Consider the following 16799-nt stretch of genomic DNA (forward strand, 5'->3'; position numbering starts at 1 on the left):
ATATTTTAATACAATTGACATTGTCTTTGGACAATGATCCTTTTTACCATTTGAGGGTGTAGACATACTTGTTTACACCCTTTTTAGCACATAAAAAAAGGTAGCCTATCAAGACTACCTTTTAATCAAATATATTCTTCAGATTACTTTAAAGAAGCAATACGTTCATTGATTACACGCATCTTCTCTTCGGCATCTTCTTTCTTTTTACGTTCAAGTTCAACGACTTTTTCTGGAGCACTATTAACGAACTTCTCGTTACCTAGTTTCTTCATAACAGTCTTTAGGAATCCTTCCGTATACTTTAGTTCTGTTGCTAGCTTTTCAAGTTCTTCCTCCACATTTACTAAATCACCCAAAGGCAAGAAGAACTGTGTCGACTTCACAAGGAATGATAAAGCACCGCTCATCTCTTCATTCACCTCCTGTAGAGAGGATAAGTTTGCGATCTTCTCAAACACGGGGTTTAATGTCGCATGATAACCTTTATCTCCAGCCAGAATAGATAGTTCTAAAGCTTCTTTGTTCGCGATATTTTTCTCTTTACGAATTGTACGGATACCCGCAACAGCTTCTTTAAGATCTTCAAAATCTGCGATTAGTTGCTCATTCACTTCTGCCGTTTCAGGCCATGGTGCCAACATAATGGATGCCCCCTCTTCACGAGTTTGAAGTAATTGCCAAATCTCTTCGGTAATAAAAGGCATAAATGGATGAAGGATACGTAACAATTTATCAAAAATTGCAAGTACCTCACCATATGTTTTCGCATCGATTGGCTGTTGATAAGCAGGTTTTACGACCTCTAATAACCAGCCAGAGAACTCATCACGGAATGTATTATAGATTAACATCAGTGCTTCTGAAAGACGATATTGGTCAAAGTTATCGTTGATATTCAGAATAACACCATCCAACTTGCTGTTGAACCACTCAATTCCTTTTGCAGCATAAGCTGGCTGAGGTATTGTATTATCAACACTCCATCCACTAACAAGGCGGTATGAGTTCCAAACCTTAGTAGTGAAGTTTGCGCCTTGCTCTGTAAGTGACTCATCAAAAAGAAGGTCACCACCAGCAGGAGAACATAACAACATACCAACACGTACACCATCTGCTCCATACTTCGCCATTAGATCTAATGGATCAGGAGAGTTACCTAAAGACTTAGACATCTTACGACGTTGTTTGTCTCTAACCATTCCTGTGAAATATACATTCTTGAATGGCATCTTACCTTTAAATTGGTAACCAGCAATAATCATACGTGCTACCCAGAAGAAGATAATGTCATGACCTGTTACAAGATCATTTGTTGGATAGTAGTAGTTGAACTCTTCGTTATCTGGATTGTCTATACCATCGAAAAGAGAAATAGGCCACAACCAAGAAGATGCCCATGTATCAAGAACATCTTCGTCTTGACGTAGGTTCTCCGCAGTAAGAGATGTGTTGCCCGTCTTCTCTTGAGCAATCTTAACGGCTTCATCCATGTTGCTAGCAACAACATAAGAACCATCTTCTAGATAGTATACAGGAATACGATGTCCCCACCATAACTGACGAGAGATACACCAATCCTTTACATTCTCCATCCAGTGACGATATACGTTCTTAAATTTCTTAGGGTGAAATTCAATCTCGTCATTCATCACACTATCCAAGGCAGGCTTAGCCATATCACTCATCTTCAAGAACCACTGTGCAGACAGTTTTGGTTCAATCACGACATTGGTACGTTCTGAGTAACCTACTTTGTTCACATAATCTTCCACCTTAACAAGGTTACCTAATTCATCTAGCTGAGGAATGATCTTCTTACGAACATCAAAACGATCCTCTCCAACAAATAGGCCTACTTTATCATTGATGGTTCCATTGTCGTTGAAGATATCAATCGACTCAAGGTTATATTTTAATCCAATCTCATAATCGTTTACATCATGTGCTGGAGTTATCTTCAAACATCCAGTTCCGAACTCCATATCCACATACTCGTCTTGGATAATTGGAACTACTCGGTTTACCAATGGTACGATAACTTTTTTGCCCGCAAGGTGCTTGAAACGCTCATCGTTAGGGTTGACACAAACAGCAGTATCACCCAAAATTGTTTCAGGACGCGTTGTTGCAATGGTAACAAACTCATCTGCTCCTTCAATTTGATAACGAAGGTAGTAAAGTTTACTCTGCTCTTCTTTATGAATCACCTCTTCATCAGAAACAGCAGTCAGAGCAGCAGGATCCCAGTTTACCATTCTCACACCACGGTAAACAAAGCCTTTATTAAAGAGATCAACAAATGCTGTGATGACAGATTTTGATCTCTCCTCATCCATTGTGAAAGCGGTACGATCCCAATCGCAAGAAGCACCTAGAGTTTTAAGCTGCTCAAGGATAATTCCACCGTATTCGTCCGTCCAATCCCAAGCATGTGTCATGAAATCATCACGGGTTAAATCGCTCTTTTCAATACCGCGATCTTTAAGTCGAGCAACGACTTTGGCCTCGGTAGCAATAGAAGCATGATCGGTTCCTGGAACCCAACAAGCATTCTTGTTTTGCATGCGAGCACGACGAATCAAGATATCTTGAATCGTATTGTTCAACATATGTCCCATATGCAAAACTCCTGTGACGTTTGGTGGAGGAATTACGATTGTATAAGGTTCTCTCTCATCTGGCTCTGAATGAAACATTTTATTGTCCATCCAATATTTATACCACTTACTTTCAACATCCGCCGGATTGTACTTGCCAGGTATTTCCATCAATTCTTCTATTATATATTAAATTTCAATATTTATCTTCTTATCCTAAGGATACAAAAATAAAAAAAAGTGTGGATATATAAGCTATACTGTTTGTAAGGGAGAAGACTTTTAACTCAAAAAAGGGAGGATCGAATATTTTTCAACCAATTGTACATCAAAAGCACACGATATATCTCCTTAATTAAGCATGATCTTAGAGTTTAAATAAGGACAATACAGCCTTTGGATTTTGCCCATATCAGGATTGAATGGACAAGCAATACTTGCATCCCCAATACTTAACATAACACCTCCATGTTATTATGTTACAGACCATAAGACTACTTAACACACTTGTTAAATAACCCAAATATACATTGGATTTTTCATGGTAAATATTTACAAAAGTTATATATTTAATATGCAATGAACATTTTACCTATTCTAAATATAGAATGGTATACTTTTTGACAAATAGAATCCACGTCAATAAATTATTGTTTGATTCTGAATAACGCAATGCAATGGAACAGGTTTTATATTTTATCATAAGGGGCATTACCCGTACGACAAACTTTCTACCTCTACGAGTACACTATTGGTTCTCAGACCTCTATTATGTCTTCGCTTTTTATATTGTAAAGTACAGACGAAAAGTTGTGCGCCGAAACCTCATTAATTCATTTCCGGAACGTTCAATCTCTGAAATTAAAGAGATAGAGAAGAAGTATTATCGACATATTGCAGACCTTGCGGTGGAGACACTATACTTTGCGGATATCTCGGCAAAAGAGATTGAACAACGAATTACGATAGATAATCCTGAACTACCTATTAAGTACCTAAACGAAGGTAGGCAGGTGATCATCTCCCTCGGCCACTATAACAATTGGGAGTGGTTATGCTTTCTTAAGTACTATACAAACGCAAATTACTACCCCGTATATAAACCGCTGCACAGCAAAGCTTTTGATAAGTTCTACCGAAATCTAAGAAGCCGTTTTGGTGCCGAACCTATTCCAAAGAACACCATCTTCAAGAGACTATATAACGATTTGAAGCAAGGCATTCCATCTGTCTCTGGTTTTGTCAATGACCAGACCCCGAAGAGAGAAAATATTCAATATTGGACCACATTCTTAAATCAAGATACTCCTATGTTTTTAGGGGTCGAGAAGATTGCAAAGAAATTAGATACAGTGGTGATTACTGCAGAGATACAGAAACCCAAACGTGGACATTATCTAGTGAAGTTTACCCTCATCACAGATAAACCAAAAGAGGAAGCACCTTTTGCTATTACAGAAAAGGATACTCGACATTTAGAAGAGATAATCCGTAGAAATCCTGAATACTGGTTGTGGTCACATAAAAGATGGAAGCATAAGAAAGAGTAGCTAAAGTTAAAACGACATCATTAGATCCTCTTAAAACTCCATCCGAAGCACTATGTTTGATACACAACGCGTAAAAGATAGTGAGTGTAACATGAGATAAGATTCGTATCCCTTTGAAGGAGTACAAAAACAGTATACCTTTGCTATAGTTTCTTATTTTTACAATAAAAGAGTATTCATGCATCAACCACTATCATCAGAACTATCCGTCGCAGTTGTCATTCTTAATTGGAATGGAGCCTCTCTCTTAGAAGAGTATCTCCCTTCATTAGTGGCACACTCGACATACGATAAATGTCGTCTTATTGTTGCAGACAATGGATCTACCGATCAAAGCAAACGAGTGGTAGATAATTTCGACACTATTGAATGGCTTCCTCTTGATAAGAATTATGGTTTTGCATTGGGATATAACATGGCTCTTCAACTCATTAATTCAGATGTATATATACTGCTCAATTCAGATATTCGAGTTTCTCATAGATGGCTCGAACCTTTGATGGAGGTATTTAATAAACAACCAGAGGTCGGTATACTACAACCCAAAATTCTTGATGACAAGAGGAGAGATCATTTTGAATATGCAGGTGCAGCAGGTGGATACCTAGACAGTGCAGGATATCCTTTTTGTAGAGGTCGTATCATGGATCATATAGAGAAAGATACCCATCAATATGATAATACCCAAGATATTTTCTGGGCATCAGGAGCCTCTTTAGCTATCCGTTCCACGCTTTGGCACGATCTTAACGGATTTGATACGATCTTTTGGGCACATATGGAGGAGATTGACCTATGTTGGCGTGCGCTAAACCAGGGAACTACCATTAAAGTGGAACCACAATCGAGAGTCTTTCACCTCGGAGGGGGATCACTACCATACGGCAATCCAAAGAAGACATACTTAAACTTTCGAAACAATCTATTTCTACTAGCGAGAAATTTGCATCCTAAAGAGTGGTTATACACACTATTTATTAGAATGATATTGGATGGAGTGGCTTCGGTTATTTTCCTTTTTACAGGAGAGTATAAACTTATACCATCGGTCTTAAAGGCACATAGAGATTTCTATCTGAAATTGCCTTCGATTCTTCGAAACCGAAAGGATCAAACATACAAACGAAAGTCGGATCTTCCTGTTTTCAATGGTGTCATTCCTTTAAAGTCAAAACTAAGATCGGTAACAAAATTTAGTCAATTGCACTTCAAAATATAAGAAAAAGCAAAAGGTGAAACTTTTCAGCTTCACCTTTTACCTATACGACCATTAGGATGGGTACCATTAACTTATTCCCACAACCATATTTAAATGCAATGGGAATAGATTCAATCATCCGCAATATCCATTCCTTGCGTTAATTTCCGGACAAAAGAGAAACCATAAAAGAACTCTCTTAAGACCACTCGTATGACAGTGTACCCAGGTATTGCTAGAATCATACCAGGTACTCCAGCAACAGATCCTGCCATTAAAATAACCAAGAAGATCTCTAAAGGCTGTGCTTTCACACTATTAGAGTAAATCAGTGGTTGGAAAACTATATTATCAGCAATCTGAGATAGTGCAGCCACAAGAAGGACTAATCCGATAAGTGGTAAGGTTACCTCCATAAACGGTGACTGAACATTGGTTGCAATTGCCACAAGAACACCAAATATAGCCCCAATCCATGGTCCAACATAAGGTACTACGTTCATAAGACCAGCGAATGTTGCGACCACAACAGCATGCGAAAATCCCAATCCAATTACTGTAAAACCGATGGTATCAAAGATCATTATACCTAAAATTTCTAGAATAATACCGATAACATATCGCTTCAACAACGAGGAGGTAGAGTGAAGTATGTTTCTTACCTTTGACTCATATTCACTCGGCACAAATAGCATTATCCCATCGGTAAACATATTCTCATCTCTAAGAAAAAAGAAGAGGATAAAACTAACAGAGAAGGATAAGATCAAGAGACTTCCTAAAGTACCAAAAACGGAACTAAATATATTGGTCATTTTAGATAGGTCGAAGGCCTGAGATAACTCTCCTTTTGCCATTTCCACCAAGCTCTGCTCATCCAATGAAGGAAGTTTAATAAACGGATAATTTGTGGTCAGTTGTTCTGCAGCATCCTTGATATAAGCAACCACAGAGTGAACGTTCACATTGGAAAGTTCTTTTGCTTCGGAAGCAAACATCGGGATTAAAAAAGAGAAAAAACCAATAATTACAATCCACAAAGCAATCAATGTTAATGCAGAAGAGAGGTTGTCTCCCATACGCCATTTTCTGATGTGAATCTTTTCTAGAAGGTTCTTTATTGGTCTACCTAACACACTCAAAACAGAGGCGATCAAGATGTAAATGACAATATCACTAAAATACCATAAGAGTAATGCCAAAAAGATAAAACCAATACCTATCAATATATTTCTAGTACGTTGATTCATTATTTTTTACTTTTGTTAATGACGTAAATATAAACTTTATTCGTATCAAAATTGTTCCATCCAATATTTTCATATTTTTATTTAATTCATGGATCCAACTAAAATACATCTACAAGTACTCCAAGACACATTCCGTTTTCCGAACTTCAGAGAAGGACAAGAGGAGGTAATTACACGGATTCTTGCAGGGAAATCAGTATTGTCAATCTTTCCTACAGGAAGTGGTAAATCGCTATGTTATCAACTACCAGCACTTCTTCTTCCCGGACTAACAGTAGTTGTTTCGCCTCTGATAGCATTAATAGATGATCAATTGGCATTCCTACATTCTCGAAATATCTCTGCAGTAAAGATAGATTCGACACTAACGCCTCCACAAGCACAACAAATAAAACAAGAGTTAGTTGATCAAAAACATAAAATTCTTTTCGTTTCTGTTGAAAGATTCAAAAATGAACGTTTCAGAAGATTCTTGCACTCTCTTACTCTTTCAATGCTTGTGGTAGATGAGGCACACTGTATTTCAGAATGGGGACATAACTTTAGACCTGATTATATAAAGCTACCTGAATACAAAAAAGAGTTTGGTTTTCCTCAAGTTCTTTTATTGACGGCAACGGCACCCAAGGTGGTTCAGAAGGATATCATTAAAAAATTCAATATCTCTTCAGAGGATGTTATTTCAACAGGATTCTATAGAGACAACCTCAATATCAACATCCAGGGCACCAGTATTGAGGATAAGATTGAACATATCGATCAACTCATCTCAATAGATCCCAAGGCTCCAACCATTATCTACGTCACGCTTCAAGATTCTGCGGTAAAAGTTGCGACCAAACTAGTTGAGAAAGGATATTGTGCAAGACCATATCATGCTGGATTATCTAATGACCTAAGAAGAGAAACTCAAGAACTTTTCATGAAAGGTCAAGTAGACATTATCGTTGCGACCATTGCATTTGGAATGGGGATCGATAAATCAGATATACGCAGAGTTATTCACTATGATCTACCCAAATCTTTAGAAGGACTATCACAAGAGATAGGCAGAGCTGGTAGAGATGGTCATAAATCAGAGTGTACAATTCTCGGAAACTTAGACCATATACAAACACTTGAGAACTTTGTATATGGGGATACACCAGACCCAAAGTCACTAGAAGATCTAGTGAATGATATCTTAGAAAAAGAACCGACTTGGGAGGCAAATATATACCAAACGTCTATTAGATATAACATAAGACAATTGCCATTAAAAACAGCACTTGTCTATCTTGAAGCTTTAGGGGTGCTATCCCCAACACACAGTTACTACTCTGAATATCGTTTTAAGAGTCGTATCTCTCCCCAAGAAGTTGCTTCTCATTTCTCTGGAGAAAGAATGAAGTTTGTCAAAGATATCTTCACTTATTCAGACAAGGCACGTATATGGTATAATGTGGATTTCGATAAAATTGCGAAAGGTTCTCCTCAAGCAACAAGGGAGAGGGTCGTAAATGCACTAGACTATTTCGTTGAGAAGCAATGGATCGATTTAGAGACAAAAAAAATGATGGAGGTATATAGAGTAACCCCACCACAAAATCATTCGAAATTAGAGCTTATAGAGCATCTTTATCAACTTTTTAAGAATAAAGAGAAGGGAGAGATTTTCCGCATCAATCAAGTCATTGATCTGATTTGCTCAAACAGTTGTTTTTATCACCAGCTCACACAATACTTTGGACAAGAGACTTCATGGGAAAAGTGTGGACACTGCTCAAACTGTAAAGGTACGACTATCACGATACCCGATAGAGTTACCGATGAAGAGTTCGAGTCATTTTCATACAAAGATATGAAAGAGCTATTTCTGACGAACTATAAAGCATCATTTTCGGCACATGATTTCGGGTGCTATTTATGTGGTATTTCAGCACCATTACTCTCTAGATATAGAGTAAAGAAATTAAGGGATTGGGCACGCTTTACCGACTATAGGTTTCAATCGGTAATGGACTGGATTGAAACAAACGAAAAAGAGTAGATCATCTATTCAAATAGCATTACTGAAACACATTGAAGCAAATAACTTCAGTGTGTTTTTTATTAATCTCCGATAATAACTGCTGTTGTTTTTAAACAAAAATAGTAGGAGATGGGTTAATTCAAATAAACCACCATCTTTCATACTCAGAAGGCTCACTTGATATTTTACAAACGTGTTTAATATATCTTTATGAAAAAGCTTTCAACCTTTTTAATTCTGTTATTAATCTCTCCTCTACTTTTTTCTTGCCAACAAGAAGATCATGAAGCTTCAATTAAACTCAAAGAAGCAATTATTGTTTACATGTGTGCAGATAACAACCTTAAGGAAGTTGCAGACCTTAATATCGAAGATATGGTGGAAGGAATAGATCCTGATGCAGATGTGTTTGTATATCTAGATCAAGGTGAAAAGAACTCCTATATTTATAAATTGGTGCCAGACAATCTAGATGCAACTAGAGGGAATCCAGTAGCAACTTTTGAAAACTTAGATTCAGGATGCGAGTCTACTGTTGCTAAAATAATTGATCATGTATTAACTCACTATCCTTCAGAAACAATCGGGCTAGTACTTTGGTCACATGGCTCAGGATGGATGGCACCTGCTCCATCCTATACGAATAAATCATTTGGTGACGATAATGGGAATGATATGTCAATCAAAGACCTTACAGTAGCACTAAAGTCTGTACTCTCTAGACACAATAAGACACTGTATGAATATATCCTTTTTGATGCTTGTCTTATGGGAGATATTGAAGTTATAAGCGAGCTTAAAGATATCTGCAATTACATCGCAGCTTCCACGGATCTGATATTAGAAGATGGTTATCCATATAATCAATTTATGAAAGCAATTACGAACAAAAATGATGACCTTGAAACTAGATTGGTAAAAGCATGTGAAACCTACATACACTACTATATAAATCAAGAGAAAACGAGTAAGCAATTCGGCACCCTTTCATTATATAAAACATCTGAAGTCGATCGATTAATACAAACAATGAATCATATTATCTCGACTAGTTATATGAACTATAACAACCTATTTTACAATGGGGAGATTGAGTTCTTTAACCACACTCCATTTAAAGACTTTATGAAAACTGTAGAGGCACATTTCACAGAAGCTGAATGTACTAAGTTGAAACAAAGCATTAGCCAAATGGTAATTTACACCAAAAATGTGGATATCCTTCTTGGGCGATCTAAAGCAGAAGACCATTGTGGGATATCTATGTTTATTCCATATCATTACTTCTACTATGATTTGGAATACTACACTACTGGAGTATGGGCAGAGCAGTCAAGATATGGAGTTATATTACGCAACAGTATTAACCATAACATTAATTGATAGACTAAATACTATTCACTCAATTTGCAATAAACGTCACAATGTCTTTATTAACAACAAAGAACATTTTTAGTCCTTTGATGTTATTAGTTCTACAGTTTAATTTTAAAATATTAACAGCCCTCTCAAGTTAATTTATTCAGCTTAGATGGGTACTCAAAAAACGCAGCTATGAAACAGGTTTTAATCTTATCATTTATCCTAACAATTTTTGGAGTACAAGATCTTTTTGCCAAAAAGCAGAGCTTTACCTCTAACAATACAGAGATAAAATGGACTGGTAAAAAAATTGGAGGAAGTCATCATGGTTATATCAAAGTCAAAGATGGTTTTATTGACATGAGTAAACAGCAAATTAAAGATGGACAATTTACAATGGACATGAATAGTATTACATGTGTAGATCTTACCAATAAAACATATAATAGTAAACTAGTTGGACACTTGAAATCAGATGATTTCTTTAGTGTAGAGAAATATGAAACTGCAACACTGAAAATTACCAAGGCAGATAAATTTGTTGATAACAAGGCAGAGGTCACAGCAAATGTTACCATAAAAGGTGTAACACATCCAATAACATTTGTTGCGGAGAAACATGAAACAGGCATTCATGCTAAACTTCTTATTGACAGATCGAAATATAATGTTCGTTACGGTTCAAACTCTTTCTTTGACAACCTAGGAGACAAAGCGATTGATGACGTCTTTGAAATAGAAGTAGAATTGAATCTGTAATCCCCATTATCATCTGAAATGATGATAAATGGCTAAGAGTCTCCTTCGATTATACTAGATAAGAGATAGAGTCATCGTTATTCCGTATGATGATATTCTTTAATGTGGCACAAATAGAATCAAACGGGTATATTGCATTTTATAAACTTATTTGAATCGATACTTCATATAACTAGAAGAGGCTCCTTGTCCATATTGGATCAGAAGCCTCTTTTAGTTATATGATAGTAATATTATTTATTTACTTTTCAACATCATAATCTTCTGTTGAAGACCTTGACGTGCTCTGTCAGGTAACCCCTCAACTTGTAAGGCCTTTTGACATGCCTCAATGGCTTTGGTATAATTCTTCTCTTGCTCATACATCTGTCCTAAGAATACCCAAGCATCGAGATAGTTTGGATCTACGTTCACGACCTGCATTAATACACTAATCGCAACTTTTCTATCTCCATCCTGTAATAGGTAAAATGCATATGTATAACCATATTTAGGATTATTATTTGCATGTTTAAAAGCTTGCTTACTATATTTTAGTGCTTTTGACAAGTCCTTTTGACCATATATTACCGCTAGATTGAATGCGGCAACGGCAGATTCATTATTTGCACTTAGCACTTTCTCATAACAAGATTTTGCTTCATTAGTTCGTCCCTGTTCGCCAAGAAGAAGCGCATAATTGAGATTTGCGGCCTCATTACTTGGTTCCATAGCAAGCGCCTTCTTCAGCATGCTTTCGGCTTGTGCATAATCACCTAACACCGCACTTGTGTAACCACCATTAACTAATGGTACAACAGCATCTTCAAACAGTTTACTCGACATTTTATACTCTTCGAGTGCCTTCTGATGCATCCCTTTCTGAGAATAGAAGTTACCCAAATTATAGTGGGCAATCCAATCATCTGGACGAATTACCATGGAATTCTCATACTCCACCAAATTCTCACGGACCTTCTCTCTATCTAAAGCATTAAATGTATTTAATGGATAGTAAGCCAATGAAGATGTAGCCATTCGTCTAACCAACCTTAAAGAGTCATTTAAAGCTTCAACTAACAACTTCTTGGTTTTAGGATTTTCACGATCCATTCCAATTTGAGATATTGCAGAAGAACGAACCAATGCAGAAGGATGATTTTCAAACAAATAATAAAGAAGATCCCATTTCTTAGCATCGTTACAAGTATTCATCATTCTCACCAACGAATTTATAAAGATCTCTTTCTTTGGGTTAGCCTTGATCCATTTGATCATTTCAGGAAGATGTTTCCACTCTCCGTCTCTACCTTCCTTAATCCAGCGCCCCACCATAATTGTTTCCGCTTGGTAATCATCCTTATGCCATTTACGAACCTCTTTATCAGCCCACTCATCACTTTTATCAGTGTGACATATTGTACAAGCATTAGGTGACCCAAATTCAATACTTGCTCGTGGCATAGGAGGTCTCATAGAGTGATCCGATCGCTTCATTCGAGCAAAGTCAGTTTTTGGCATATGACATGATACACACTTACCAGCTTCTCCCTCAGCAGGGTGATGACTATGTTCAGAGATATTCTGCACTTTATCTTTATGACAAGGCATACATGCATTATTAAAGTCTTTCTTTGCGAAACGATAGCGACCACTTGATGTATGACATGTTACACAATCCATATCTGCTCCTTCTTGTATACATGGACTCTGACTCCATGAGGTATAGGTGTAATTCTCACCTAAATCACGACCATCTGGATAGTAATCAACGTTTTCTAATGTCACTAGATTATAATGATCGTAAAACTTCTCTCCTGCCATAAACTTTGCCGTTAGTGGGCTCATTTTCGCATGACAAGCAGAGCATGTTGCATCGCTTTGATGGTGGTCGAATGTTCGCCATGAAATCAAACCAAGCTCTTCAAGCTCTTCACCTTTCGCTTCTGCCTCACGACATAGACGAATGTGATCTTTTGAAGGACCGTGACAAGCTTCACAATTGATACCTGGTTCTTTCCAAATTAAATGGTATGAATCAGTATTTAAATCATAATTCTTTGTCATCTGACTCACATGACAGTCATGACAGGTTGTATTGAAGGTATACATATAATGCTTCCAAGGCAGTGCTTCATCTTCGAGATCACTATCCCCAAAATGTCTCATCCCACTCTCTTGTGCATTATACCACTCACTTTTATTAATATCGAAGGCCAACGGAAGTGTCTGGAGTTTTCCTCTCTCCAATTCCGTCATGAAATAGTAAATATTCTTTCCTCCCATGGAATAAACCGCTTCGTAATCGGTTACATTACCATCCTTATCTTGTTCCTCATAGATCAACTTGCCCTTTTTGTTTACAATTCGAAATTGAACATTTTCGACAGGAGTCCATTCAGGAAAATGAGGAAGATTCTTTGTTATAAATTCAGGTGTAATTGGCTGCATCGCCTTGCCATGATGAGAAGGTTCCCATAACTTATAGAAACGCTCATGACACTCTTTACAACTCTCTGATCCGGCATAACCATCATCCGTAACATCCTCTTTTTTCACACTCTTACAGGCATGAAAGAAAAGTAATGTTCCAAAAACCAGTCCAAGCACGACTGGAGCCATAATAAAATACCTAGCAATACTATTTTTACTCATTAAATGCTTTTTTTCTCGTCCGAAAGTTAATCATCTTTTTCTAATACAACACCTTGATTACTTGTTAACATGCTTAAATTCATTATAAATTACGATCATTATAGTAAATGTTACATGAGCTGCAAGAGATGTTACAAGAGTAACGTACAGTCCCTTTAAATGGTTCTCATAATGGCCTATTCATAACCAATATGCATAAAAATGCCACTCTTGTTATGAAAACAAAAGTGGCATGCTATAATTAAAGACTTATATATCTTTATATTTCTAATCAACAAATGATGCTTCCATATTTCCTTTTTCATTAATACCTGTTAAACAGACAGAAAATGTTTTATTTACTTTCTCAGCATCATAAGGCATTTCAACTTTCACATAATTATCACTCCAACCTACCATTTTTGACTTATCTCTTTGCTCTTCGAATAGCACATTGGTCGTTTGTCCAATACTTTGTTCATAGAACATGCGTAGAAAACGATCAGAAATCATCTGAAGATGTTTTGCTCTCTCTTTTCTTTCGGCCACTGGCACCTTACCATCAATTTCGATAGCTTTCGTATTAGAACGCTCTGAATATGGAAAAACGTGCAATTGAGAAATTGGCAGATTGGTAATAAACTGAAGTGCATCATTAAAATACTCCTTCGTTTCACCACTCATCCCTGCTATCACATCAACACCAATAAAAGCGTGAGGCATCAATGATTTAATCTTTAAAACACGACTTTCAAACACCTCTCTCTTATACTTTCGTTTCATTAACTCAAGTACATGATTATTCCCTGCTTGTAGAGGGATATGAAAGTGTGGTGCGATCTTATTTGAAATAGAAGCATACTCAATGACTTCATCTGTCAATAAATTTGGTTCAATAGAAGATATACGTATTCTCTCAATACCATCAACCTTATCTAAAGCCTTTATCAAGTCTAAAAAAGACTCTCCTGTACTTCTACCAAAATCGCCAATATTGACCCCAGTAAGAATAATCTCTTTGGTTCCCTTCGAAGCTATTTCATAGGCCTCTTTCACCAAAGATTCAATACTTGGATTACGGCTCTTTCCTCTTGCCAATGGAATGGTACAATAACTACAGAAATAATTACATCCATCTTGAACTTTCAAGAATGTACGTGTTCTATCCCCAAAAGAGTAAGCATGATTAAATGTTTCGATATCCTTAAATTGGCAAGTCGAAGTAACACCTTTTTCATGCTTCTGAAGATTCTCTAAATATTTGGTGATATTAAATTTATCTGTCGCACCAAGAACCAAATCCACTCCAGGAATCTTAATGATCTCATCAGGCTTCAACTGAGCATAACAACCAATAACCACAATAAATGCAGCAGGATTTTGCTTCTCAGCTTGCTTAATTAATTGGCGACTTTTTTTATCTGCAGCATCTGTTACTGAACATGTATTAATCACATATACATCTGCCGACTCTTTAAAATCAACTCGATTGAACCCCAACTCCTTGAAAGACCTAGCAATAGTTGAAGTCTCTGAAAAATTCAATTTACACCCAAGTGTCGTGAAAGCTACTCTTTTATCTGAGTAGTTCATTATATATTCTGTATTCATCTTTCTCTCCCAAAATAGTCTAAATAACTAAAAACAAACCATATAATACATATGGATCGGCAAAAATAAGAATGTAAATCCCTATTATCAAACTAAAAGATCTTTTTTTATTCGAAGAAAAAAACTCTTATCATAGAGCCATTTGAAATAATTTGATATATTGCAAAAAGAGAGCCTTAGTAGGACAAGGCTCTCAAGGTGGAATTATACGGATAAAGGATTCGAGATATGATAGTGAAAAACGAGAATTATCGAACGTTCTTTATCCAATCCATCCCTAATAACATTGAAAACTAAAAAGTGTTTTGAAATAATACAAAAAAAGCATCTTATCCATGATAGATAAGATGCTTTTCCAGTACATTGTGTATATTTCTTTCTTAGTACATGAAATCCCAAGGTGGTAATACCACTGGTTTTTTCTTCAATACGTCTAAACTTTTCTGATCCAAATATTTTTTCTTTATAACTACACGGAACATGTAGTTGTCAAACCAATCATCAGAAAATGTAAGATATCCCTTATGTCCACTTTTTGCACCCCAACTATTCTCAAACTGCCATTTTGTTGACTTTCCATTTTTATCAACATCCACAGCAACTAGAGTCATCGCATGAGAAGAACCACTATCACGAGTATAAATACGCTCTTTCTTGTTCATTCCAAAATCTACACCATAAACAGCATTATAGTCATAGTTGTCGGTATCTAAGATACCATGTTTCGAATCAATCTGTTTACCTACATCACACGAAGCATACATTGCTTGATTATCTTTAATACTCTCCACAGCAAACTGCTTAATTACATCATTCGGAAGGTTCACATATTTCCAGTTCACCCCCTCTTCTGTATTTCTATAATTACGTATTTCATACAACTTGTAGTATGGACGAGTCGGATCATTCATGATCATCACATAATCATTCAAACTCTCTTTACCGATCACTTCATCGTAAAACGACTGAGGAGTATAGCGCTTTAATTCACTCAAGGAACCATCTTTCTTTTTGAATCTCCACTCAAACTCTTTTACCGGCTCACCCAAGTTCAAACACAGCATACGATAAACCGCTTTCATCATCTCTTTCTTCTTCGCATAAAGCTCTTTCTTTTTAGCCCCCTGCTCTGCTGCTTGTCTTAGACGGATACCATCCTCACGAAGTTTGCGAACCAATAACTTATTCATCCAACGTGTATTATTACTAGAATGAGTTTCAGGCATCACACTCTTTGGTACAGCACCATATTTTCCAGCTACGTTAACAAATAGGTTCCAAACACCACCATCACCAATCACCTCATCAAAATACCAACGTACTTCACGATCAGTAATTGGCTGCTTAGATGTCTCAATAATATTATTCAAAAACAAATTTGACTTCTCAAATAGATCCCAGAAAGAAAGATATACTTGTGAAAATTCAAAAGAAGAAGTTTTATATGCATCCATTACCTTTGGACGGAATACATTTAAACTTGTAAACAACCAACAGCGACCAGAACTTTCCTGATCTGTAATCCCATTGACGTCTACTTTATATTTAAAATAATGATCAAATTTACCTGCATTCTCTCTATTATATGCGATCGACTTTACATCGTTGTTAGATAAAGCATTCTCCATCGCTTTCGTATAACTATCTTTCTTATACGACCCTCTGATTTCTTGGATGTCAGCTTTTGTTAACTCCCCTTGTTTTTGTCCAAAGACAACAGAAGATAGCGCTAACAAACAGCCTAACCCGATACTCTTTTTAATCATAATGGTTGATTTAATGTTACGATTCTATGTGTTCCTAATACTACAAAGATCTACAATAATATTTCATTACAAAATGATA

The 16799-nt window shown here is 36.5% G+C and carries 10 protein-coding genes; 5 read left to right on the forward strand and 5 right to left on the reverse strand.

Annotated elements, in window-relative coordinates; all coding sequences use genetic code 11:
- Nucleotides 1–143: 143 nt before the first annotated feature.
- On the reverse strand, nucleotides 144–2771 hold the full coding sequence (locus K5X82_08960) for a valine--tRNA ligase (protein QZT39013.1): 2628 nt from the start codon (nucleotides 2769–2771) through the stop codon (nucleotides 144–146).
- 506 nt (nucleotides 2772–3277) lie between these two features.
- On the opposite strand from K5X82_08960, the gene K5X82_08965 reads away from it, so the two are divergent.
- Together K5X82_08965 and K5X82_08970 are read left to right on the forward strand one after the other, a co-directional pair.
- Nucleotides 3278–4150 (forward strand): lysophospholipid acyltransferase family protein, encoded by an 873-nt coding sequence (locus K5X82_08965; protein QZT39014.1) that lies wholly within the window; start codon nucleotides 3278–3280, stop codon nucleotides 4148–4150.
- Between the two features lie 178 nt (nucleotides 4151–4328).
- Entirely contained in the window at nucleotides 4329–5369 is a 1041-nt protein-coding gene (locus K5X82_08970; protein ID QZT39015.1) for a glycosyltransferase family 2 protein, read from the forward strand.
- A gap of 110 nt (nucleotides 5370–5479) precedes the next feature.
- Here K5X82_08970 and K5X82_08975 read toward each other — a convergent pair whose 3' ends face one another.
- A complete protein-coding gene (locus tag K5X82_08975) occupies nucleotides 5480–6598 on the reverse strand; it encodes an AI-2E family transporter (protein ID QZT39016.1) in 1119 nt (372 codons plus the stop codon).
- 88 nt (nucleotides 6599–6686) lie between these two features.
- On the opposite strand from K5X82_08975, the gene K5X82_08980 reads away from it, so the two are divergent.
- The 3 genes from K5X82_08980 (at nucleotide 6687) to K5X82_08990 (ending at nucleotide 10730) form a co-directional block, all read left to right on the forward strand.
- The gene (locus K5X82_08980; protein ID QZT39017.1) at nucleotides 6687–8627 is read left to right on the forward strand and encodes a RecQ family ATP-dependent DNA helicase; all 1941 of its coding nucleotides are present in this window, start codon (nucleotides 6687–6689) and stop codon (nucleotides 8625–8627) included.
- Between the two features lie 192 nt (nucleotides 8628–8819).
- Nucleotides 8820–9992: a hypothetical protein gene (locus K5X82_08985; GenBank protein ID QZT39018.1), complete on the forward strand. Its 1173-nt coding sequence runs from the start codon at nucleotides 8820–8822 to the stop codon at nucleotides 9990–9992.
- A gap of 171 nt (nucleotides 9993–10163) precedes the next feature.
- Nucleotides 10164–10730: a YceI family protein gene (locus K5X82_08990; GenBank protein ID QZT39019.1), complete on the forward strand. Its 567-nt coding sequence runs from the start codon at nucleotides 10164–10166 to the stop codon at nucleotides 10728–10730.
- Between the two features lie 237 nt (nucleotides 10731–10967).
- Here K5X82_08990 and K5X82_08995 read toward each other — a convergent pair whose 3' ends face one another.
- From K5X82_08995 to K5X82_09005, 3 genes are all read right to left on the reverse strand, one after another.
- The gene (locus K5X82_08995; protein QZT39020.1) at nucleotides 10968–13364 is read right to left on the reverse strand and encodes a tetratricopeptide repeat protein; all 2397 of its coding nucleotides are present in this window, start codon (nucleotides 13362–13364) and stop codon (nucleotides 10968–10970) included.
- 267 nt (nucleotides 13365–13631) lie between these two features.
- Entirely contained in the window at nucleotides 13632–14954 is a 1323-nt protein-coding gene (gene mtaB, locus K5X82_09000) for a tRNA (N(6)-L-threonylcarbamoyladenosine(37)-C(2))-methylthiotransferase MtaB (protein QZT39021.1), read from the reverse strand.
- Nucleotides 14955–15334: 380 nt separating this feature from the next.
- On the reverse strand, nucleotides 15335–16720 hold the full coding sequence (locus tag K5X82_09005) for a C1 family peptidase (protein QZT39022.1): 1386 nt from the start codon (nucleotides 16718–16720) through the stop codon (nucleotides 15335–15337).
- Nucleotides 16721–16799: the final 79 nt, after the last annotated feature.

The organism is Prolixibacteraceae bacterium (assembly GCA_019856515.1).
GTDB classification, from domain to species: Bacteria; Bacteroidota; Bacteroidia; order Bacteroidales; family Prolixibacteraceae; genus Halosquirtibacter; species Halosquirtibacter xylanolyticus.

Bases quoted from the DNA above. Each gene is read 5' to 3' on its own strand.
- K5X82_08960 (QZT39013.1), bottom strand. From the start codon at position 2,771: ATGGAAATACCTGGCAAGTACAATCCGGCGGATGTTGAAAGTAAGTGG.
- K5X82_08965 (QZT39014.1), top strand. From the start codon at position 3,278: ATGGAACAGGTTTTATATTTTATCATAAGGGGCATTACCCGTACGACA.
- K5X82_08970 (QZT39015.1), top strand. From the start codon at position 4,329: ATGCATCAACCACTATCATCAGAACTATCCGTCGCAGTTGTCATTCTT.
- K5X82_08975 (QZT39016.1), bottom strand. From the start codon at position 6,598: ATGAATCAACGTACTAGAAATATATTGATAGGTATTGGTTTTATCTTT.
- K5X82_08980 (QZT39017.1), top strand. From the start codon at position 6,687: ATGGATCCAACTAAAATACATCTACAAGTACTCCAAGACACATTCCGT.
- K5X82_08985 (QZT39018.1), top strand. From the start codon at position 8,820: ATGAAAAAGCTTTCAACCTTTTTAATTCTGTTATTAATCTCTCCTCTA.
- K5X82_08990 (QZT39019.1), top strand. From the start codon at position 10,164: ATGAAACAGGTTTTAATCTTATCATTTATCCTAACAATTTTTGGAGTA.
- K5X82_08995 (QZT39020.1), bottom strand. From the start codon at position 13,364: ATGAGTAAAAATAGTATTGCTAGGTATTTTATTATGGCTCCAGTCGTG.
- mtaB (QZT39021.1), bottom strand. From the start codon at position 14,954: ATGAATACAGAATATATAATGAACTACTCAGATAAAAGAGTAGCTTTC.
- K5X82_09005 (QZT39022.1), bottom strand. From the start codon at position 16,720: ATGATTAAAAAGAGTATCGGGTTAGGCTGTTTGTTAGCGCTATCTTCT.